This window comes from Pseudomonas sp. MWU13-2517 (assembly GCF_023242545.1).
Classification (GTDB): Bacteria; Pseudomonadota; Gammaproteobacteria; order Pseudomonadales; family Pseudomonadaceae; genus Aquipseudomonas.
This window is the reverse complement of the sequence record NZ_JALMFA010000003.1, coordinates 96,432-116,240: the sequence shown is the minus strand read 5'-3', so window position 1 is coordinate 116,240 and position 19,809 is coordinate 96,432. Positions and strand designations below refer to the sequence as shown.

General features: G+C 61.4%; 24 protein-coding genes. 7 read left to right on the top strand and 17 right to left on the bottom strand.

What is annotated here, in order from left to right; genetic code table 11:
- The first annotated feature begins 8 nt into the window (after nucleotides 1-8).
- Nucleotides 9-734, top strand: coding sequence for a tRNA (guanosine(46)-N7)-methyltransferase TrmB (gene trmB / locus M5B97_RS05560; protein WP_123717164.1), 726 nt, complete (start codon nucleotides 9-11; stop codon nucleotides 732-734).
- Nucleotides 735-886: 152 nt separating this feature from the next.
- Here trmB and M5B97_RS05555 read toward each other — a convergent pair whose 3' ends face one another.
- From M5B97_RS05555 to M5B97_RS05515, 9 genes are all read right to left on the bottom strand, one after another.
- Nucleotides 887-1,210 (bottom strand): DUF3392 domain-containing protein, encoded by a 324-nt coding sequence (locus M5B97_RS05555; RefSeq protein WP_122716594.1) that lies wholly within the window; start codon nucleotides 1,208-1,210, stop codon nucleotides 887-889.
- A 17-nt stretch (nucleotides 1,211-1,227) separates the two neighbouring features.
- Complete coding sequence (gene hemW / locus M5B97_RS05550) at nucleotides 1,228-2,430, bottom strand: radical SAM family heme chaperone HemW (protein ID WP_134659196.1); 1,203 nt, start codon at nucleotides 2,428-2,430, stop codon at nucleotides 1,228-1,230.
- Entirely contained in the window at nucleotides 2,427-3,023 is a 597-nt protein-coding gene (gene rdgB, locus M5B97_RS05545) for an RdgB/HAM1 family non-canonical purine NTP pyrophosphatase (protein WP_134659194.1), read from the bottom strand. The genes hemW and rdgB overlap by 4 nt, the downstream gene beginning before the upstream one ends.
- Nucleotides 3,020-3,454: a DUF4426 domain-containing protein gene (locus M5B97_RS05540; protein WP_134659192.1), complete on the bottom strand. Its 435-nt coding sequence runs from the start codon at nucleotides 3,452-3,454 to the stop codon at nucleotides 3,020-3,022. Before M5B97_RS05540 ends, rdgB begins: the two co-directional genes overlap by 4 nt.
- Nucleotides 3,455-3,475: 21 nt before the next feature.
- Nucleotides 3,476-4,096, bottom strand: coding sequence for a methionine biosynthesis protein MetW (metW, locus tag M5B97_RS05535; RefSeq protein WP_123717167.1), 621 nt, complete (start codon nucleotides 4,094-4,096; stop codon nucleotides 3,476-3,478).
- Between the two features lie 7 nt (nucleotides 4,097-4,103).
- Entirely contained in the window at nucleotides 4,104-5,243 is a 1,140-nt protein-coding gene (locus M5B97_RS05530; protein WP_123717168.1) for a homoserine O-acetyltransferase, read from the bottom strand.
- Between the two features lie 144 nt (nucleotides 5,244-5,387).
- Nucleotides 5,388-5,975, bottom strand: coding sequence for a YggT family protein (locus tag M5B97_RS05525; RefSeq protein WP_060753465.1), 588 nt, complete (start codon nucleotides 5,973-5,975; stop codon nucleotides 5,388-5,390).
- Between the two features lie 24 nt (nucleotides 5,976-5,999).
- The gene (proC, locus tag M5B97_RS05520) at nucleotides 6,000-6,818 is read right to left on the bottom strand and encodes a pyrroline-5-carboxylate reductase (RefSeq protein WP_248730954.1); all 819 of its coding nucleotides are present in this window, start codon (nucleotides 6,816-6,818) and stop codon (nucleotides 6,000-6,002) included.
- A 33-nt stretch (nucleotides 6,819-6,851) separates the two neighbouring features.
- Nucleotides 6,852-7,538, bottom strand: coding sequence for a YggS family pyridoxal phosphate-dependent enzyme (locus M5B97_RS05515; RefSeq protein WP_248730953.1), 687 nt, complete (start codon nucleotides 7,536-7,538; stop codon nucleotides 6,852-6,854).
- A gap of 57 nt (nucleotides 7,539-7,595) precedes the next feature.
- On the opposite strand from M5B97_RS05515, the gene M5B97_RS05510 reads away from it, so the two are divergent.
- Entirely contained in the window at nucleotides 7,596-8,627 is a 1,032-nt protein-coding gene (locus M5B97_RS05510; protein WP_248730952.1) for a type IV pilus twitching motility protein PilT, read from the top strand.
- 78 nt (nucleotides 8,628-8,705) lie between these two features.
- Here M5B97_RS05510 and M5B97_RS05505 read toward each other — a convergent pair whose 3' ends face one another.
- Entirely contained in the window at nucleotides 8,706-9,341 is a 636-nt protein-coding gene (locus M5B97_RS05505; RefSeq protein ID WP_134659184.1) for a C40 family peptidase, read from the bottom strand.
- A gap of 250 nt (nucleotides 9,342-9,591) precedes the next feature.
- On the opposite strand from M5B97_RS05505, the gene M5B97_RS05500 reads away from it, so the two are divergent.
- A complete protein-coding gene (locus M5B97_RS05500) occupies nucleotides 9,592-10,020 on the top strand; it encodes a TM2 domain-containing protein (RefSeq protein WP_123717173.1) in 429 nt (142 codons plus the stop codon).
- Between the two features lie 140 nt (nucleotides 10,021-10,160).
- Here M5B97_RS05500 and M5B97_RS05495 read toward each other — a convergent pair whose 3' ends face one another.
- The 7 genes from M5B97_RS05495 to gshB form a co-directional block, all read right to left on the bottom strand.
- Nucleotides 10,161-11,432, bottom strand: coding sequence for a dihydroorotase (locus M5B97_RS05495; protein ID WP_248730951.1), 1,272 nt, complete (start codon nucleotides 11,430-11,432; stop codon nucleotides 10,161-10,163).
- Nucleotides 11,429-12,433 (bottom strand): aspartate carbamoyltransferase catalytic subunit, encoded by a 1,005-nt coding sequence (locus tag M5B97_RS05490; RefSeq protein ID WP_123717175.1) that lies wholly within the window; start codon nucleotides 12,431-12,433, stop codon nucleotides 11,429-11,431. The genes M5B97_RS05495 and M5B97_RS05490 overlap by 4 nt, the downstream gene beginning before the upstream one ends.
- 24 nt (nucleotides 12,434-12,457) lie before the next feature.
- Nucleotides 12,458-12,964, bottom strand: a complete 507-nt coding sequence (gene pyrR, locus M5B97_RS05485; protein WP_025857711.1) for a bifunctional pyr operon transcriptional regulator/uracil phosphoribosyltransferase PyrR — start codon at nucleotides 12,962-12,964, stop codon at nucleotides 12,458-12,460.
- Between the two features lie 72 nt (nucleotides 12,965-13,036).
- The gene (ruvX, locus tag M5B97_RS05480; protein ID WP_003195067.1) at nucleotides 13,037-13,474 is read right to left on the bottom strand and encodes a Holliday junction resolvase RuvX; all 438 of its coding nucleotides are present in this window, start codon (nucleotides 13,472-13,474) and stop codon (nucleotides 13,037-13,039) included.
- Nucleotides 13,474-14,043: a YqgE/AlgH family protein gene (locus M5B97_RS05475; RefSeq protein ID WP_123717176.1), complete on the bottom strand. Its 570-nt coding sequence runs from the start codon at nucleotides 14,041-14,043 to the stop codon at nucleotides 13,474-13,476. Before M5B97_RS05475 ends, ruvX begins: the two co-directional genes overlap by 1 nt.
- A 67-nt stretch (nucleotides 14,044-14,110) precedes the next feature.
- Nucleotides 14,111-15,016: an energy transducer TonB gene (locus M5B97_RS05470; RefSeq protein WP_134659180.1), complete on the bottom strand. Its 906-nt coding sequence runs from the start codon at nucleotides 15,014-15,016 to the stop codon at nucleotides 14,111-14,113.
- 135 nt (nucleotides 15,017-15,151) lie between these two features.
- On the bottom strand, nucleotides 15,152-16,123 hold the full coding sequence (gene gshB / locus M5B97_RS05465) for a glutathione synthase (RefSeq protein ID WP_123717177.1): 972 nt from the start codon (nucleotides 16,121-16,123) through the stop codon (nucleotides 15,152-15,154).
- A gap of 239 nt (nucleotides 16,124-16,362) precedes the next feature.
- Between gshB and pilG the strand changes: the two genes are divergently transcribed.
- Genes pilG through M5B97_RS05445 form a run of 4 tightly spaced genes read left to right on the top strand, consistent with a single transcriptional unit; the run spans nucleotide 16,363 to nucleotide 19,767 of the window.
- Complete coding sequence (pilG, locus tag M5B97_RS05460) at nucleotides 16,363-16,770, top strand: twitching motility response regulator PilG (protein WP_134659178.1); 408 nt, start codon at nucleotides 16,363-16,365, stop codon at nucleotides 16,768-16,770.
- 46 nt (nucleotides 16,771-16,816) lie between these two features.
- The gene (gene pilH / locus M5B97_RS05455; protein ID WP_003234583.1) at nucleotides 16,817-17,182 is read left to right on the top strand and encodes a twitching motility response regulator PilH; all 366 of its coding nucleotides are present in this window, start codon (nucleotides 16,817-16,819) and stop codon (nucleotides 17,180-17,182) included.
- Between the two features lie 12 nt (nucleotides 17,183-17,194).
- Entirely contained in the window at nucleotides 17,195-17,719 is a 525-nt protein-coding gene (locus tag M5B97_RS05450) for a chemotaxis protein CheW (RefSeq protein WP_134659176.1), read from the top strand.
- The gene (locus M5B97_RS05445; RefSeq protein ID WP_134659174.1) at nucleotides 17,716-19,767 is read left to right on the top strand and encodes a methyl-accepting chemotaxis protein; all 2,052 of its coding nucleotides are present in this window, start codon (nucleotides 17,716-17,718) and stop codon (nucleotides 19,765-19,767) included. The genes M5B97_RS05450 and M5B97_RS05445 overlap by 4 nt, the downstream gene beginning before the upstream one ends.
- Nucleotides 19,768-19,809 lie beyond the last annotated feature (42 nt).

Below are 19,809 nucleotides of genomic sequence, written 5' to 3'. Positions count from 1 at the left end.
AGCCATTGATGACTGAATCAAACGAAACGCCAAACACCGTGGAAAATGGTGACGAGTCCAAGCACCGCCGTATCAAGAGTTTCGTGATGCGCGCCGGTCGCATGACCGAAGGCCAGCAGAAGGGCCTGGAGCAGGGCGCGCCGCTGTTCGTATTGCCGCTGGCTGACGCGCCGGTGGACTACGACCAGGTGTTCGGCCGTTCGGCCCCGCGTTCCCTGGAAATCGGCTTTGGTATGGGCCACTCCCTGCTGGAGATGGCCGCTGCTGCGCCGGACCAGGACTTTATCGGCGTGGAAGTTCACCGCCCCGGCGTCGGCGCGCTGCTCAACGGCGTATTGACCCAGGGCCTGACCAACCTGCGGGTCTACGATTGCGATGCGATTGAAGTGCTCAACCGCTGCATCGCCGACAACAGCCTCGACCGCCTGATGCTGTTCTTCCCTGACCCGTGGCACAAGGCCCGTCACCACAAGCGTCGCATCGTCCAGGCGTCCTTCGCGGAACTGGTGCGCAGCAAGCTGAAAGTGGGCGGCATCCTGCACATGGCTACCGACTGGGAACCCTACGCGGAATATATGCTGGAAGTGATGAACGTTGCGCCCGGCTACCGCAACCTGGCAGAAGACGGCAAATGCGTGCCACGCCCGGCCGAGCGCCCGATCACCAAGTTCGAACGCCGTGGCGAGCGGTTAGGGCATGGGGTGTGGGATTTGAAGTTCGAAAAGCTGGCTTGATCAGCTGGAAAGCTCAACATCCAACCCACTGTAGGAGCGAGCTTGCTCGCGAAAACGCCACAGGCGACGCGGGCTACCTGATAGCGCTGCGTTATCGTTGGCGCTCTTCGCGAGCAAGCTCGCTCCTACAGTGAGTCTGGTGTCGGGTGGGGTCAGCGGCGGTCGGCTACTACGCCGATCAGTACCAGCACTACCACCAGCACCGGCGCCAGGCTGTAGTTATTGAACTGGCTCAGTCCCCGCACAATCCACGGCGTGGCATAGATCAATGCGGCACCGCTGCCGATCATGCACACCAGCGCCATCAACGGTACGCGCAAGGCGCCAGCAATGCTGCCCAGGCGCGCTTCGATCCAGCCCTTGATGTCGGCGCCGAACAGCACCAGCAAACAGCCAACCAGTGCCAGGGAGATTTCCGACAGGTTGCTACGGCTCCAGCGGGACACGGTGGCGAGCAGGTCGAGTACCAAATCCATTCGATTTCCTTAGAGCGTCAGCTCAGAAACTTCTGCAGCAGGTCATTGAGAAAGAGTTGCCCGCGGTCGGTCGCAGCGAGGCGTGACGGTTCGACCTGCATTAAGCCACTTTGTTCTGCCTCGCGGCGGCCTTCGTCCAGGCTTGCCAGGTCAAGGCCGGTGCGTTCGGCATAGAGTCTGGCTTCAACACCTTCGGTAAGGCGCAATGCGTTCATCAGGAATTCGAACGGCAGTTCCTCGTTCGTCAGCTCTTTCGCCCCAGCCTGGAAGCTTTTGGATGGGTTGAGGTAATCCTTCGGCGCTCGCGTCTTCCAGGTGCGCACGATGCGCCCGTCCGGGTGGCTGAGCTTGCCGTGGGCGCCTGCGCCGATGCCGATAAAGTCGCCGAAGCTCCAGTAATTGAGGTTATGCCGTGCCGGGCGCCCGGCCTGGGCATAGGCTGACACTTCGTATTGCTTGTAACCGTGTTCGGCGAGCAGCGCCTGGCCGGCTTCCTGGATGTCCCACAAGGTGTCGTCTTCCGGCAGCGCAGGCGGCTGGTTCCAGAATACGGTGTTGGGTTCCAGGGTCAGTTGGTACCAGGACAGGTGCGTGGGCTTGAGCGCGATGGCCTGGCGCAGGTCGCTCAGGGCGTCGTCCAGGGACTGGTCGGGCAAACCGTGCATCAAGTCCAGGTTGAAGTTATCGAACCCGGCCTGACGCGCCATGGCGGCAGCGCGTACGGCTTCATCACCATTGTGGATACGGCCCAGGGCTTCAAGTTTTTCTTGCTGGAAGCTCTGGATGCCAATGGACAGCCGGTTGATCCCCAGCTTGCGATACGCCACGAACTTCTCTTGCTCGAAGGTGCCGGGGTTGGCTTCCAGGGTGATCTCTATGTCACCGGCAAACGGAATGCGTGCTTGCACGCCCTCAAGCAAACGCCCCAGCGCGGCGGCGCTGAACAGGCTGGGCGTGCCGCCGCCAAAGAAGATCGAACTCAGCTCGCGGCCGTACACCGCATGCAGGTCCTGGTCGAGGTCGGCCAGCAAGGCATCCACATACTCCTCTTCCGGCAGCACCGGGCTGGCGGCGTGGGAGTTGAAGTCACAATAAGGGCATTTGCGCACGCACCACGGGATGTGGATATACAGCGCCAGGGGCGGCAAGTGGGGCAGGGCCGCCCGTGGTGTTTGCGCGCCGCCGTGAATCAGCGGCTGCGCAGAGGTGTTTTGAGTCATTTCAGGCCCAGGCGATGGCGCAGCAAATCCATTGCGCGGGCGCGGTGGCTGATCTGGTTCTTGTCGGCCGGGCTCAGTTCGGCGCTGGAGACATTGCGCTCCGGTACCCAGAACAACGGGTCATAGCCAAACCCATGTTCACCGCTGGCCGCATGCAGGATACGCCCATGCCACAAACCTTCGCAGAGGATCGGCAGCGGATCGTCGGCGTGCCGTACCAGGGCCAGTACGCACACAAACTGCGCGCCACGCATCGCGTCCGGCACATCCTTGAGTGCGTCCAGCAGCTTGGCGTTGTTGGCCGCGTCGCCCTTGCCGTCGGCATAGCGTGCCGAGTAGATGCCAGGGGCACCGCCAAGGAAATCCACCGCCAGGCCCGAGTCATCCGCCAGCGCCGGCAGCCCGGAGATGCGTGCGGCATTGCGCGCCTTGAGGATGGCGTTTTCGACGAACGACAAGCCGGTTTCTTCCGGCTCGACCTGGCTGAATTCGCCGATCGAGCGCAGCTGTACGGCTTCACCGAGCATGGCCTGCAGTTCTTTGAGTTTGCCGGCGTTATGGCTGGCCAGTACGAGTTGGTTGAGCTTCATCATTCGGCCGGAAACAGTTCCTGGTTGAATTGGAAACCATGGGCTTTGCCGCCGGTTTCAACGTTGATGGTAAACGTCTTGTATTCACGTTGCGTCACCGAATAGGGCGCAAGGTAGTTAATGCCGCCTTTCTCGTTGATCTGCTTGAACGTCAGGATCTCGCTCTTGCCGCTCAGATCCTTGATGGTTCCGGTTACTTGCGCCGCCACCGGGGTGACCCCCTTGATCACGGTCACGTTGATCAAACCCTTATCCTTGCTGCGCACCACGCCGACTTTCTGGGCGGTCTCCGGTTGCAGGAAGCTGGAGGTGAACGTGTTGTAGTGAACGGTGATATCGCCGAAGTCTTTCTTGCGATTCGCGTCAATGGCATCCGCCGCCATGGCGCCGGCGCCCAGGCACGCAGTGAGTAGAAAAACAGCCAAGCGTCTCATGAACGTCCTCCTTGCAAATGGTTAGACGGCAATCTGGTGATCCGTCAGGCCGGGACTGCTGACTCGATAAATACCGATTTCGCCCAACAGGTTGGGCCATAGCTTACTCGCCCAGCCGTGGCGGTGCTGTTGATCGACGGCAAGGCGGTTGATCACCTTGGCCTTGCGCTCGCCGCACAAGGCTTCGAAGTCTTCGAAGGTGCAGAAGTGGATGTTGGGCGTGTTGTACCACGTGTACGGCAGGAAGTCCGAGACCGGCATGCGGCCCTTGGTGGCCAGGTACCAACGACAGCGCCAGTGCCCGAAGTTGGGAAAGGTGATGATGCACTGACGGCCGACGCGCAGCATTTCGTCGAGGATGCGGTCCGGGTAGTGCACCGCCTGCAGCGCCTGGGTCATCACCACGATATCGAAGCTGTTACTGGCAAAGTTGCCCAGTCCCTTGTCCAGGTCCTGCTCGATCACGTTGATGCCCTTGGCCACGCACTGGGCGATGTTGTCGGCGTCGTTTTCCAGGCCATAGCCGGTGACTTGCTTGTTGTCGCGCAGCCAGCTCAGCAGTTCGCCATCGCCGCAGCCCAGGTCGAGCACGCGGCTGCCGGCGGGTATCCAGTCTTGGATGATTTCCAGGTCGGCTCTCATGGCGTTCTCATACAGTAATGCGGTTCATGTAGTTGCCGAACGCCTGCAAGTAACGCGGGATCGGGATCAGGAAGGCATCGTGGCCCTGCGGAGCGTCGATCTCCAGGTAGCAGACGTCTTTGCGTGCAGCCATCAGCGCGTCCACCAGCTCACGGGAACGGGCCGGCGAGAAGCGCCAGTCGGTGGTGAATGACATCACACAGAACTTGGCCGTGGCGACTTCGAAGGTTTTCGCCAGGTCGTCGTCGTGATTCGCTGCCGGGTCGAAGTAGTCCAGAGCCTTGGTCATCAGCAAGTAGGTGTTGGCGTCGAAACGTCCCGAGAACTCCTCGCCCTGATAACGCAGGTAGCTTTCCACCTGGAACTCGACGCTGTGGAAGTCGTAATTGAGCTTCTCGCTCTTGAGGCCGCGGCCGAATTTCTCGCCCATGGAGTCATCGGACAGGTAGGTGATATGCCCCACCATCCGCGCGAGCATCAGGCCGCGCTTGGGGATCACGCCGGCTTCCTGGAATGAACCGCCGTGGAACTCGGGGTCGGTGAGGATGGCCTGGCGCGCCACTTCGTTGAAGGCAATATTCTGCGCCGAGAGTTTCGGTGCCGAGGCAATGGCCAGGCAATGGCGCACGCGATCCGGGTACGTAATGGTCCATTGCAGCGCCTGCATACCGCCCAGGCTGCCGCCGATCACCGCTGCCCATTGGTCGATACCCAGCAGGTCAGCAAGGCGTGCCTGGCTGTGCACCCAGTCTTCCACGGTCAATACCGGGAAGTCGGCACCGAACGGTTTTGCGGTTTCCGGGTTGATACTGCTCGGGCCGGTAGAACCGTTGCAGCCGCCGAGGTTGTTCAGGCTGACCACATAAAACTTGTTGGTGTCGATGGGTTTGCCGGGGCCGATGCAACTGTCCCACCAACCGGGCTTGCGATCATCTGCGGCGTGGAAGCCGGCCGCGTGGTGATGGCCGGACAGCGCGTGACAGATCAGCACGGCATTGCTCGCCGTGGCGTTCAGTTGGCCGTAGGTTTCATAGATCAGATCGTAGGCGGGCAGCGAGCGTCCACAGGCCAGGGCCAGGGGTTCGCTGAAGTGCGCCACTTGGGGCACGACCAGTCCAACAGAATCGGGGGGAAAGGCAGTTGGCATCGACCCTGCTCTCGTTTAAATGAGGCGTAAGTCTAAAGACCGCTGCACCCAGCGGCAAGCAAAGGCCTGCGCCATTACACAGATACAAGTGTGGGAGGGGGGCAAGTCGAATCGGCGCACCGCCCCTCCTGCACTTGAACCGCGTCAGATCAGGCCGAACAGCTCTTTTGGCATGAACGCATAGTAGGCCAGACGCGGAATCACCCAGCTTTGCAGCAGCTGAATCGCGATAAACGCGAAGATCGGCGAGATATCCAGGCCGCCCAGGTTAGGGATCAAGCGACGGAACGGCGCCAGCACCGGCTCGGTGATCTGGTACACCAACTCGGCGCCCGGGCTGCGGCTGCCGGGTGCGACCCACGACAGGATCACGCTGATGATCATCGACCAGAAGAGGATCTTCAAAAACAGCGAGAAGATGCCGATCAGGCCCCACGGCAATAACAGCACCGTGTTGGCCTGGTAGCCGTTGAGCAGCAGGATCACTGCGAACAGCAGGATCTGCAGCAGCAGCGCCAGCACCAGCGAGGACATGTCCAGGCCGAACATGCTCGGGATCACCCGTCGCAGTGGCTTGAGCAGCGGTTGGGTGGCTTTCACCACGAACTGGCACAGCGGGTTGTAGAAGTTTGCCCGCACCAGTTGCAGGATAAAACGCATCAGCACGATCAGCAGGTACAGGCTGCCCAGGGTCTGGATGATGAAAATGGCAGCGTCATTGATTCCGAGCATGTTTGTTTCCTATGTAGGGGACGACTATTTGCCCAGCTGTTCGGCCATTTCAGCCGAACGGTGTGCCGCGGCACCCAGTGCTTTTTCCACCAGGGCCTCAAAGCCTCCGGCCTGGAACGATTCGATGGCGGCCTGTGTGGTGCCGCCTGGGGAGGTTACACGGCGGCGCAGTTCGGCGGCATCCACCTCGCTGCCGACGGCCATATGTGCGGCGCCCAGAGCGGTTTGCTCGGCCAGTTGCTCAGCCACTTCGTGGGGCAGGCCCAGTTTGACGCCGGCGGCGGTCATGGCTTCGATCAGCAGGAAGAAATAGGCCGGGCCGCTGCCGGAGACGGCGGTGACGGCATCCAATTGCTGTTCCTGCTCCAGCCACAGCGCGGTGCCCACGGCGGACAGCAACTCCTGGGCCTGGTTGCGTTGCTCGGCGCTGACCTCGGATGTGGCATACAGGCCGCTCACGCCCTGGCGCAGCAGCGCCGGGGTGTTGGGCATGCAGCGCACAATCGGCTGGGCACCCAGCCAGTTGTTCATGCTGGCGCATGTGATGCCGGCTGCGATCGACACCACCAGTTGCTGCGGTTGCAGGCTCGGGCGCAGGCTTTCGCACACCGCCTTCATGGCTTGCGGCTTGACCGCCAGCACGATCACGTCGACGCCCTGGATGGCTTCGGCGTTGTCGGCGAATGTTTCGATACCGTGCTCGGCGCTGACGCGGGCGCGGGTGTCGGCACCCGGGTCGCTGGCGCGGATCTGCTGGGCTTGCAGGCCCTTGGCCCGCAGGCCGCCGATCAGGCTGGCCGCCATGTTGCCGGCGCCGATAAAGGCTATACGCGTGTTGCTCATGACAGGTCCTTATTCAGAGAAAAGTCAGCCATTTCACGGCTGGCCATAGTCGCGAGCGCCAAACAGGGCGGTACCGATCCGCACCCAGGTGGCGCCCTGGGCGATGGCCGACTCAAGGTCGTGGCTCATGCCCATGGAAAGTGTGTCGAGCGGCAGGTTCAAGCTGGCTTGCAGGTCTCTTACCGTCGCGAACGCCGCATCTTGCGCCGCGCGATCTTCAGTCGGCTCGGGGATCGCCATCAAACCTCGCAACTTCAGGCGCGGCAGCACGCTGATGGCCTGGGCCAGGGCCGGCAGGTCGGCGGATGTGCAGCCGGACTTGCTGGCTTCGCCACTGACGTTGACCTGGATGCAGATGTTCAGCGGCGGCAGGTCGGCAGGGCGTTGTTCGGACAGGCGTTGTGCGATTTTCAAGCGGTCCACGGAATGCACCCAAGCGAAGTTCTCGGCGATCGCGCGAGTCTTGTTCGATTGAATGGGGCCGATGAAGTGCCAACTCAAGGGCAGGTCGGTTAATTCGGCCTGTTTGCCCAAGGCTTCCTGCAAGTAGTTCTCGCCAAAGTCGCGCATTCCGGCGGCAAAGGCTTCGCGCACGGCTTGCGCGGGTTTGGTCTTGCTCACGGCCAGCAGATGGATGCTGTTTTCATCACGTTGCACGGCGTGGGCCGCGGCACGGATCCGCGCGCTAACCAGGCCAATGTTGTCTGCTATCGTCGACATTCAAGCTGCACCCGTGGATATGGAGTCCGCGGCATTCTACTGGAAATGGAAAGCCCTATGGATATCACGCAATTACTCACGGCCAGTGTGCGCCGTGGCGCCTCCGACCTGCATTTGTCCGCCGGCCTGGCACCGATGCTGCGGATCGACGGCGAAGTCTGGCCCCTGGATGAATCGGTGCTTTCGCCACCGCAAGTGGTGGACTTATTGAGCCCTTTGCTCAATCAGCACCAACAAAAGGATTTCGAAACATCTCTTGAAACGGATTTTGCCTTTGAATTGCCCGGCGTGGCGCGTTTCAGGGCAAATGTGTTCCGGCAGGATCGCGGCATGGGCGCGGTGTTTCGCACCATTCCTGAAGTGCGCAGCCTGCAAAGCCTGGGCCTCGGCGAAGTGTTCCAGCGTATCGCCCAATTACCTCGCGGCCTGGTACTGGTGACCGGGCCGACCGGGTCCGGCAAGTCCACGACGCTGGCGGCGATGATCGACCACCTCAACCAGCATCGGCGCCAGCACATCCTCACCCTTGAAGACCCCATCGAGTTTATCCATACGCCCAAATCGGCATTGATCAACCAGCGGCAGGTGCACCGCGATACCCACAGCTTCTCGGTGGCCCTGCGTTCGGCGTTGCGCGAAGACCCGGATGTGATTCTGGTGGGGGAATTGCGCGACCTGGAAACCATCCGCCTCGCGCTGACGGCGGCTGAGACCGGGCACTTGGTGTTTGGCACGCTGCACACAGCCTCGGCCGCGAAGACCGTGGACAGGCTGGTGGACGTGTTCCCGGCAGGGGAAAAGGCCATGGTGCGCTCAATGCTGTCGGAGTCTTTGCAGGCGGTGGTGTCCCAGGTGCTGGTCAAGAAGGCCGGCGGTGGGCGGGTGGCTGCCCACGAGATCATGCTGGGCACGCCGGCCATTCGTAACCTGATCCGCGAGGACAAGGGCGCGCAGATGGTTTCGGCGATTCAGACCGGTGGGGCGCTGGGGATGAAGACGTTGGACATGAGCTTGAAGGCGTTGGTCACGCAAGGAGTGATCAGCCGGGAAGCGGCGCGGGAGAAGGCAAGGGTGCCTGGGGATATATAAGCGTTTGTAGGCGACACAAATCAAAAGTGGGAGGGAGCAGGCCCCTCTCCCACATCTGTACTGCATTGCAGCTTTAGATCAGCGCTGGACTACCCGCAAGGTGTTCTGCTCTTTGGGCAGAACCCGCTTGGCGATCACGTAGTTCTTGTCCCAGAACGGCTTTTTCAGCGTGTCGATGCTGACCGACTTGCCACGACGCGGTGCATGGATGAAACGGTCGTTGCCCAGGTAGATGGCGACGTGATTGACCTGGCGGCTCTTGAGTTTGAAGAACAACAGGTCGCCCGGTTTCAGATCCTTGCGGTCGACTTTCAACCCGTGGCCGGCGGCCATGGCGTTGGAAGTGCGTGGCAAATCCACCGCTTTGACGTCATTAAACGCATATTTCACCAAACCACTGCAGTCGAACCCTTTACTTGGGCTGCTGCCGCCCCAACGATAAGGAGTACCAAGCACGTTGACGGCACGGCTGAGAACGGTACTGCTTTGCTTGGCGTTGACGGCCAACTGGGGGTGAAGCGCTTTACCGTGGGCCTTGCTCACTTGAGTCGGGCGGTTGACGGTCAGCTTTGCCGACTTGGCAGTGCTGGGTGTGCTGTGAACTTTAGGGGTGAAACCGTTGACGTTAGGAAGTCGTTGCTCACGATTGGTGGCGTGGGCGGCCAGTGGCATTAATAGGCAAATGGTTAGCCATGTCTTGAAAAATGGTCGCATTAGGCGTGGCTCATATGGGTTTGCGCGCAACTTTATAACAGCTTTTTGTGCTGTTCTCAGGCCGTTTGTCGACTGAACCCTGGGGTCAAATGCAGGAAAAGCGCGACGTTTTATCGCAATTGTCCTACACAAGTCAGGCGGTACAAGGCTTTGAGGGGAGGGAAGATACCATTTGCCGTACGTCGGGCGCCCGTAAAAAAGTCACAAAGAAAGTGAAAAAATTTATCTATCGAGGCAAAAGAGGTCCTTCATGAACACCTATCAACAGGATGTTTCGCAGCAAGACACGCACAGCAAGGTGATTGGCTACCTGCTTTGGATTTTCGGTTTTACCGGTGCCCATCGCTTCTATTACGGCAAACCGGTCACCGGTACGATCTGGTTTTTCACCTTCGGCCTGCTGGGTATCGGCTGGCTGATCGACCTGTTCCTGATCCCGGCCATGGACCGTGAAGCCGACCTGCGTTTTACCGCCGGGCCCATCGAATACAACGTGGCCTGGGTACTGCTGGCGTTCCTGGGTGTGTTCGGCTTGCATCGCATGTACCAGGGCAAATGGATCACCGGCCTGATCTACCTGCTGACCGGTGGTTTGTTCCTGGTGGGGGTGCTGTATGACTTCTGGACGTTGAACACCCAGATTTCCATCCGCAATGCGGAGCGCAATGGCGGCCGCTGAGTCTGCAGGTAGATACAAAAACCAAATGTGGGAGCGGGCTTGCCGCGAAGGCAGTGTGCCAGTCGACATCTTCGTGACTGATCCACCGCCTTCGCGAGCAAGCCCGCTCCCACACTTACTGTGCTTGCTTCAGAGCGGTATCAAGCCTGGTAGCTGATGCGCCCATCCACCAGGGTGTAACGCACGGTCGCCGGCAGGCTATGGCCGATGAACGGGCAGTTTTCACCCTTGGACAACCAGTGCTCCCCGGCCACCGTGGAATTGGCCAAGTCAAACAGCACCAGATCAGCCGCCGAACCCACCGCCAATTTGCCCGCCGGCAAGCGCAGGGCCTGGGCCGGGCCTGAGCTCAGGCGTGCCAGCAATGTCGGCAAGTCGAGCAAACCTTCGTCGACTAACGTCATTGCCAGCGGCAGCAGCAATTCGACGCTGCTGATGCCAGGCTCTGTCGCACCAAAGGGTGCCAGTTTGGCATCGCGCTCATGGGGTTGGTGATGGCTGGAGATCGCCGACACCACACCGGATTTCACCGCCGCACGCAAACCTTCACGGTCGGCACGAGTGCGCAGGGGTGGTTGCACGTGATACAGGCTGGAGAAATCGATCAACGCCTCATCCGTCAGGATCAATTGATACAGCGCCACATCCGCCGTCACCGGCAAGCCACGGGCCTGGGCCTGGGCGATCAGGGCGACGCCGCGTGCGCTGGTCAGTTGGCTGAAGTGCGCGCGCACTCCGCTTTGCTCCACCAACAACAGGTCACGGGCCAGTGCCACGGTTTCGGCGGTTTCCGGAATGCCGGGCAAACCGAGGAAGCTGGCGACGGCACCTTCATGGGCCAAACCGCCTTCGGCCAGGTCATGGTCCTGGGAGTGGAAAATCACCGTCAGGTCGAAGGTGGCCGCGTATTCCAGGGCGCGTAACAACGTGCGCGTGCTGCGAAAGCTTTCCAGGCCATTGCCGAAGGCCACGCAACCGGCGTCGCGCAGTGCGATCAGCTCGGCGAGTTGCTCACCGTCCAGGCCCTTGCTCAGAGCGCCGATGGGGAACACTTTGCAGTTGCCGGCTTCGCGGGCACGGTCGAGGATCAGCTCGGTCACGGCCGAGGTGTCCAGCACCGGCCGGGTGTTCGGCGGGCAGCACAGGCTGGTCACGCCACCGGCGGCGGCGGCGCGGGTTTCGCTGGTGATGTTGCCTTTGCGGCTGTAGCCCGGCTCGCGCAGGGCGACGTTCAGGTCCACCAGGCCAGGTGCGGCCACCAGGCCCTTGGCGTCGATGGTCTCCTGGGCGGTGAAACCACTGGGCGCGGCACCGATGGCGATGATCTTGCCGGCGTCCAGGTGAAGATCGGTAAATTGATCCAGGCCGCTGGCAGGATCGATGACGCGGGCGCCGAGAATGCTGAGCTTCACTGGGCCTTCTCCTGCTCGAATTGACGTTGTGCGGTTTGCCCGCTCATGGCCATGGACAGTACGGCCATGCGGACCGCGATGCCGTAGGTCACCTGGTTCAAGATCACCGACTGCGGACCGTCGGCCACCGCCGACTCAATCTCCACGCCGCGGTTGATCGGGCCCGGGTGCATCACAATGGCGTCCGGCTTGGCGCCGGCGAGGCGGGCAGTGGTCAGGCCGAACAGGCGGTAGAACTCGCCTTCGCTGGGCAGCAGGCCACCGGCCATGCGCTCGCGTTGCAGGCGCAGCATGATCACTACGTCCACATCCTTGAGCCCTTCGGTCATGTCGGTGTAGACCTTCACGCCGTACTGCTCGATACCGATGGGCAGCAGGGTTTTCGGGGCGATCACGCGGATGTCCGGGCAACCCAGGGTTTTCAACGCCAGCATGTTCGAGCGCGCGACCCGCGAATGCAGGATGTCACCGACGATCGCTACCGAGAGGTTTTCAAAGCTGCCCTTGTGCCGACGGATGGTCAGCATGTCGAGCATGCCCTGGGTCGGGTGGGCGTGGCGGCCGTCGCCGCCGTTGATGATCGCCACTTGCGGGCATACGTGTTCGGCGATGAAGTGCGCGGCGCCCGAGTCGCCATGGCGTACCACGAACATGTCGGCGGCCATGGCTTCGAGGTTGCGCAGGGTGTCGAGCAGGGTCTCGCCCTTGCTCGCCGACGAGGTGGACACGTTCAGCGTGATCACGTCGGCCGACAGCCGTTGGGCTGCCAGCTCAAAGGTGGTGCGGGTGCGGGTGGAGTTCTCGAAGAACACGTTGCAGATGGTTTTGCCGCGCAGCAGTGGGACCTTCTTCACCGCCCGGCCACCGACTTCGAGAAACGAGTCGGCCGTGTCGAGGATTTCGGTGAGCAGTTCGCAGGGCAAACCATCGAGGGACAGGAAGTGTTGCAACTGGCCCTGAGCATTGAGCTGCAGCGGGCGCTTGGCATCTAGAGGCGTCATCGCGGGGACTCTTTACAAGGCGGTTTAAAGGGCGAGGTCTTGCAGTTCGAGTTCGAGCGGCGTGGGACCGGACAATTTTACCCGTTGGTGGGCTTGCAGCGACAGTGTGGCGCCGACCACGTCCGGGCTGATCGGCAATTCGCCAGCGTCCAGGTCCAGCAGGCACACCAGCGTCACGCTGGCTGGGCGACCGTAGTCGAACAATTCGTTCATGGCGGCGCGGATGGTACGGCCGCTCATCAGCACATCGTCGATCAACACCAGGTGCTGGCCTTCGATCTCGAACGGCAGGGCCGAAGGGCGCACTTGCGGGTGCAGGCCGTTCTGGCTGAAGTCGTCGCGGTAGAAGGACACATCCAGCGTGCCGAGCGGCGAGTCGCTGCCCAGTGCTTCGAGCAACGCCTGGGCCACCCAGACACCGCCGGTGCGGATGCCGATGAAGCGCGGCTCGCTGATGGCGCGGTGTTGCAGATGGGCGGTAAGACTCGTCGCCATCTGGCTGATCAGTTCGGCGGGATTGGGCAGGCTCATGGGTGCTCCTTCTAGGCCTCGCGCTGGCAAGGTCCGGGCTCAAACGTAAAAAGACGCGGCAAGCCGCGTCAGTCAGGATTCAAATAAAGCGGTGTTTTCGTCCAGCCACCCCTGCAACAGCAAGGCGGCGGCGATGGCGTCCACAGGATTGTCGCGGTAGCTGCCTTTCTGCCCGCCACGGTCTCTGCGCTCGCCCTTGGCCTCGAAGGTGGTCAGGCGCTCGTCGTGGGTATAGAAAGGCAGGTTGTAGCGGCCATTGAGGCGGCGGGCGAACTTTTCGGCGCGCAGGCACATGTCGCTCGGGGTGCCGTCCATGTTCAAGGGCAGGCCGACCACGACGGCGTCGGGCTTCCACTCCTTGATCAGCGCTTCGACCTGGTTCCAGTCCGGTACGCCGTTCTGGGCTTTCAAGGTGCACAGCTCGCGGGCCTGGCCGGTAATCACCTGGCCGACCGCTACGCCGATCTGTTTGGTGCCGTAGTCAAAACCGAGGATCAGACGCAAAGCCATCAGGCGTGCCCCGCCTGGCTGGTCAGCAGGTTGAGGTTGACCCGCAACTTGGCCGCGGCCGCTTCCAGGCGCAGTTCACTGGGGGTGTTGAACAGGATTTCGGCGTCGAAGGGGCACGTCAGCCAGGCGTTGCTGGCCAATTCCGCCTCCAGTTGCCCTGCTTCCCAGCCGGCATAACCGAGGGTGATCACACTTTGCTCAGGCCCGACGCCGTCGGCGATGGCGAACAACACGTCCTGGGAGGTGGACAGCGACACACCGTCCAGATCCACCGTGGCCTGGAACTTCGGTCCGGTCGGGTGCAATACAAAACCACGCTCGGTCTGCACCGGCCCGCCGATGTAGATCGGTACGCCCTGGCAACGGGCCGGCGGGTCGACCTCCGGACGCAGTTGCTCGAGGATATCCGCCAGGTTCAGCTCTTGCGGGCGGTTGATCACCAGCCCCATTGCACCATTGGCCGTGTGCTCGACGATATAGGTCAAGGTCTGCGCAAAGTTCGGGTCGGCCATATGGGGCATGGCGATCAGGAATTGGTGCTTGAGGTAGGTCGGGCTGACGTTTTTCATGTTCGATAGTGTGGCGGTGGAGGGGCGAACTGACAAGCTGGTGATGTGCCACAGGTGGCAATTGTCGTCAATTGCTCGACAGCCGATCCCCCCTGGCGAACTTCCAGGTGCGGATGATTTCCAGGCGGTCCACGTCGTTCAGGTCGCCGCTGAACGGCGCAAACGGTGCGGCCAGGCGCACGATGCGCTGGGCGGCCTGATCGAGCAGGGGCTGGCCGGATGACTCCAGCACTTGCACCTCATAGAGCGTACCGTCGCGATTGATCGACACCAGCAAACGCAAATTGCCATAGATCTGCTGGCGCCGTGCCTCATCCGGGTAATTGAGGTTGCCAATACGTTCGACCTTCTTGCGCCACTCGTCCTTATACCAGGCGCCTTTGTCGCGCATGGTCGAGGCAGCGTTCAAGCGATAGATGCGTGGGCGCTTGGCGTATAGCTGTTGTTCGTTGGCCAGTTCGGCTTCCAGGCTGGAAATCTGATCGGAGAGTTGCGAGCTGTCGAACGTCGGCGCCGGTTTCACCGGTTCGGGTTGCGGCTCGGTCTTGGTTTTCTCACGCTGGGCCGGGGCTTTTTGCGGTTTGGGTGCGACAGTGGTCACGGCCGCCTTGGGGGTGGCTTGCTTGACCTCGGGCTTGGGCGCTGGCGGCGGGGTGACTTTATTCACCTTGTTGTCCTGGAACGGCGCCACTTCAGTGGTCTTGGGCACCGCTTTCTTGTCCAGGGTGCCACTGCCTTGCTGGTTTTCCTGCGCGAGAAAGTCCGCCTTCTCGGGCTTTTTCTCGCTCTTGAACGTAGCGAGGGTGATTTCCAGGGTCTTGGTGATCTGCTTGGGTTCGGCGAAGGTGAAGCCCAGGCCGAGGAGCAATGCGAGGTGGACCAATGCCGCGAGGAACAGGGTAAATCCGAGCCGATCAGCCGGGCGCACGCCGCTGTGGGAGAGTTCGGGGGGCAGATTGGACGGAGAGGGCATAAAAAACCAACATCGCGTGTTTCGTGGTTCGGCATGATAGCGCAATGTTGGTTTTTAGCTTCAAGCGACAAGTTACAAGCTGCAAGCTAAAAGCAGTTTGCCTTTAAACTTGAGGCTTGGCGCTTGCAGCTACGTTCAAACTTGAGGCTTGGAGCTTGCAACTTGCAGCTTCGCAGCAATTACGGCCATCAGCATTTCACCGATATTGGTGCCGAAAGCATTGTCGATCTCGCGAATGCAGGTCGGGCTGGTGACGTTGATTTCGGTGAGGTTCTCACCGATTACATCCAGCCCTACGAAGAGCAGGCCCTTTTCGCGCAGGGTTGGGCCGACCTGGGCTGCAATCCAGCGGTCCTTGTCCGACAGCGGTCGCGCTTCACCACGCCCCCCGGCCGCCAGGTTGCCGCGTGTCTCGCCCGCTGCCGGGATACGCGCCAGGCAGTAATCCACCGGCTCGCCGTCGATCATCAGGATGCGCTTGTCGCCGTCCTTGATCGCTGGCAGATAGGCTTGGCCCATGATCTGCTGGGTGCCCAGGGCGGTCAGGGTTTCCAGGATCACCGACAGGTTCGGGTCGCCGGCGCGGTGGCGGAAGATCGAGGTGCCGCCCATGCCGTCCAGCGGCTTGAGGATCACGTCACCGTGCTTGGCGGCGAACTCACGCAACACATCGGCGCGACGGCTGACGACGGTCGGCGGCGTGCACTGTGGGAACAGCGTGGCGAAGAGCTTTTCGTTGCAGTCGCGCAGGCTCTGAGGCTTGTTGACGATCAGCACGCCGGCGCGTTCGGCCTGCTCCAGCAGGTAGGTGGAATAGACGAATTCCATGTCGAACGGCGGATCCTTGCGCATCAGGATCACATCCAGATCGCTCAGCGGGCTGTCGATTTCGTCCTCGAGTTCGAACCACTTCTGCGGGTTGGCAAATACCTGCAGCGGGCGCATGCGTGCGCGGGCTTCGCCGTCGCCCTGGTAAAGGTCGCGCTGCTCCATATAGAACAGTGTCCAGCCGCGGGCCTGGGCGGCCAGGAGCATGGCCAGCGAGCTGTCCTTTTTATAGGAAATGCTGGCGATAGGGTCCATGACAATGCCGACGCGAACGCTCATGGGGGATTTCCTCTAGCAAATAAGGGCGCATAAAAGTGGCGTCAGAGTGGCGCTGCGGCTGTTGTGGGTCAAGGAAAAACCACTGGGCGGGCCGCTCGATAGATTGCGCCATGAGACTGTGCTAAAAAGACTGCCACGACGCAGCAGCCCTCCAATTCCAAGGCTTGTGGCGTTCATCCTGTGCAACATCAGGCAGTACACACCGAAAACCGATTCGCTGTGGCGATGGTAGAGCAGATATGGAACAGCATTCCCACGCCTTGAGAGTGATGGTGATCGACGATTCGAAAACGATCCGCCGCACCGCCGAAACCCTGTTGAAGAACGTGGGGTGCGAGGTCATCACCGCCATCGACGGTTTTGATGCCCTGGCGCGGATTGTGGATCATCACCCGCACATTATCTTTGTCGACATCATGATGCCGCGCCTGGATGGCTATCAGACCTGCGCACTGGTGAAGAACAACCCGGTATTCAAGTCGATCCCGGTGATCATGCTGTCCTCCAAGGATGGCCTGTTCGACAAGGCCAAGGGGCGTATCGTGGGTGTCGATCAGTTTTTGACCAAACCTTTCAGCAAGGAAGAACTACTGAGCGCGATCAAGGCCTACGTGCCTGACTTCGCTGCAGTGGAACAAGCACACTGATACCGCCCCATAAGGGCCGGCATCCACCAGAATAATGGGGAAAACCATGGCACGTGTTCTGATCGTCGACGATTCGCCGACCGAAATGTACAAACTGACCGGCATGCTGGAAAAGCACGGTCATCAGGTACTGAAAGCCGAAAACGGCGCGGACGGCGTGGCCCTGGCCCGCCAGGAAAAACCCGACGCCGTACTGATGGACATCGTGATGCCGGGCCTCAATGGCTTCCAGGCCACCCGTCAGTTGTCCAAGGAACCGGAAACCAACGGTATCCCGATCATCATCATCACCACCAAGGATCAGGAAACCGACAAGATCTGGGGCGCGCGCCAGGGCGCCAAGGATTACCTGACCAAGCCGGTGGATGAAGACACTCTGATCGCCACCCTGAACAAGGTGCTGGCCGGCTGACGGTTCACCATCATGACCGAGTCGCAAACCGCCTTCGAATTGCTGCTGGACATCGACCGCCGCTGCCGCCTGCTGGCCGCCGACCTGCCGTCCCAGGAAGCCCGCCAGCAGCGCTGGAGCGGGATCGCCTTTCGCGTGGGAGCAAATGGGTATGTGGCGCCCATGGGCGAAGTCGCCGAGGTGTTGCATGAGCCGCGTTGCACCTTGATGCCTGGGGTCAAACCCTGGGTCAAGGGCGTGGCCAACCTGCGCGGGCGCCTGCTGCCGGTGATGGATCTGGGTGGGTTCCTCGGCCTTGAGCGGTCCCCGGCGCCCAGGCAGCGACGCGTGCTGGTGGTGGAGTTCAACGACCTGTTTGTCGGGCTGCTGGTGGACGAGGTGGTGGGCATGCAGCATTTCGCGCAAGACGCATTAATGGCAAGTGCCAACCCCGGCGCGCCATTTATCCAGGGCCAGTTCGACGGCGACCCGGTGTGGCAGGTTTTCAGCCCATTCGCTTTGGCCCAGGCCCCAGGTTTCATGGATGTTGCCGCATGACCACCGTCACCACCCCCAAACCCGAGGCTGGGTCGCGCAGCCGTTCACAGATCATCGTGCTGTTTATCGCGTTGATCGTGTTCATCATGCTGCTGTTTGCCAACTTCGCGTACCTCAACACCCAGTCCACCTACGACAAGCAATACATCGGCCACGCCGGTGAATTGCGCGTGCTGTCCCAGCGTATCGCCAAGAACGCCACCGAAGCCGCTGCCGGCAAGGCGGCGGCGTTCAAGCTGCTGGGCGATGCGCGCAACGACTTTGCCCAGCGCTGGGGTTACCTGAAAAAAGGTGATCCGCAAACCGGCCTGCCGGCGGCGCCCCACGCGGTGCACGCCGAAATGCGCGCGGTGCAGACCGACTGGGAAGCGCTGCTGAAAAACACCGACGCGATCCTTGCCAGCGAACAGACCGTATTGTCCCTGCACCAAGTGGCCGCGACCCTGGCCGAGACTGTGCCACAGTTGCAGATGGAGTCGGAAAAGGTCGTCGACATCCTTCTGCAACGCGGCGCCCCGGCCAGCCAGGTGGTGTTGGCTCAGCGCCAGTCGCTGCTGGCTGAACGTATCCTGGGCGCGGTGAATACGGTGCTGGCCGGTGACGATACCTCGGTACAGGCCGCCGATGCCTTTGGCCGTGATGCCAATCGTTTCGGCGAGGTACTCAATGGCATGCTCCAGGGCAACCCCGGCTTGCGCATCAGCCAGGTCGAGGACCACGACGCCCGGGCGCGGCTGGCGGAAATTGCCGAGCTGTTCGAGTTCGTCTCAGGCTCCGTGGATGAGATCCTTGAAACCTCGCCGCAACTGTTCCAGGTGCGTGCTTCGGCCAGCAATATCTTCAACCTCTCGCAAACCCTGCTCGATGAAGCCTCGCACCTGGCCACCGGGTTTGAAAACCTCGCCGGCGGGCGCAGCCTCGACACCATTGGCGGCTACGTGCTGGGCCTGCTGGCGCTGGCCTCGATCATCCTGATCGGCTTGGTGATGGTGCGCGAAACCAACCGACAACTGCATGAGACCGCCGAGAAAAACGAGCGCAACCAGAACGCGATCATGCGCCTGCTCGACGAAATCGAAGATTTGGCCGACGGCGACCTGACCGTCACCGCCTCGGTGACCGAGGATTTCACCGGCACCATTGCCGACTCCATCAACTACTCCGTGGACCAATTGCGCGACCTGGTAGCCACTATCAACCTCACTGCCGGGCAAGTCGCCGGTGCGGTGCAGGACACCCAGGCCACTGCCATGCACCTGGCCCAAGCCTCGGAACATCAGGCCCAGCAGATCGCCGAGGCGTCCACCGCGATCAAGCAGATGGCCCAATCCATCGATCAGGTGTCGGCCAACGCCGCCGAATCCTCGGCGGTAGCGGAGCGCTCGGTGGAGATCGCCAACAAGGGCAACGAGGTGGTGCATAACACCATCCACGGGATGGACAACATTCGCGAGCAGATCCAGGACACCGCCAAGCGCATCAAGCGCCTGGGCGAGTCGTCCCAGGAAATCGGCGATATTGTCAGCCTGATCGATGACATCGCCGACCAGACCAACATCCTCGCCCTCAACGCTGCGATCCAGGCGAGCATGGCCGGTGATGCCGGGCGCGGGTTTGCGGTGGTGGCCGATGAAGTGCAACGGCTGGCCGAGCGGTCGTCGGCAGCGACGCGGCAAATCGAAACCCTGGTGCGGGCGATCCAGGCCGACACCAACGAAGCGGTGATCTCCATGGAACAGACCACCACCGAAGTAGTACGCGGCGCGCGGCTGGCCCATGACGCCGGGGTGGCGCTGGAAGAGATCGAAGGTGTGTCGAAGACCCTGGCAGCGCTGATTCAGAGCATCTCCAATGCGGCGCAGCAGCAGACGTCGTCGGCGGGGCAGATTTCCCTGACCATGAATGTGATCCAACAGATCACCACCCAGACGTCGTCGGGCTCCACCGCCACCGCTGAAAGCATTGGTAACCTGGCAAAAATGGCCAGTCAATTGCGGCGCTCGGTGTCGGGTTTCACTTTGCCCGCCGCCAAACAGGTCGATGATTGAAATGCAGCCGACACGTGGGAGGGCTTGGCCCTTTCCACACGG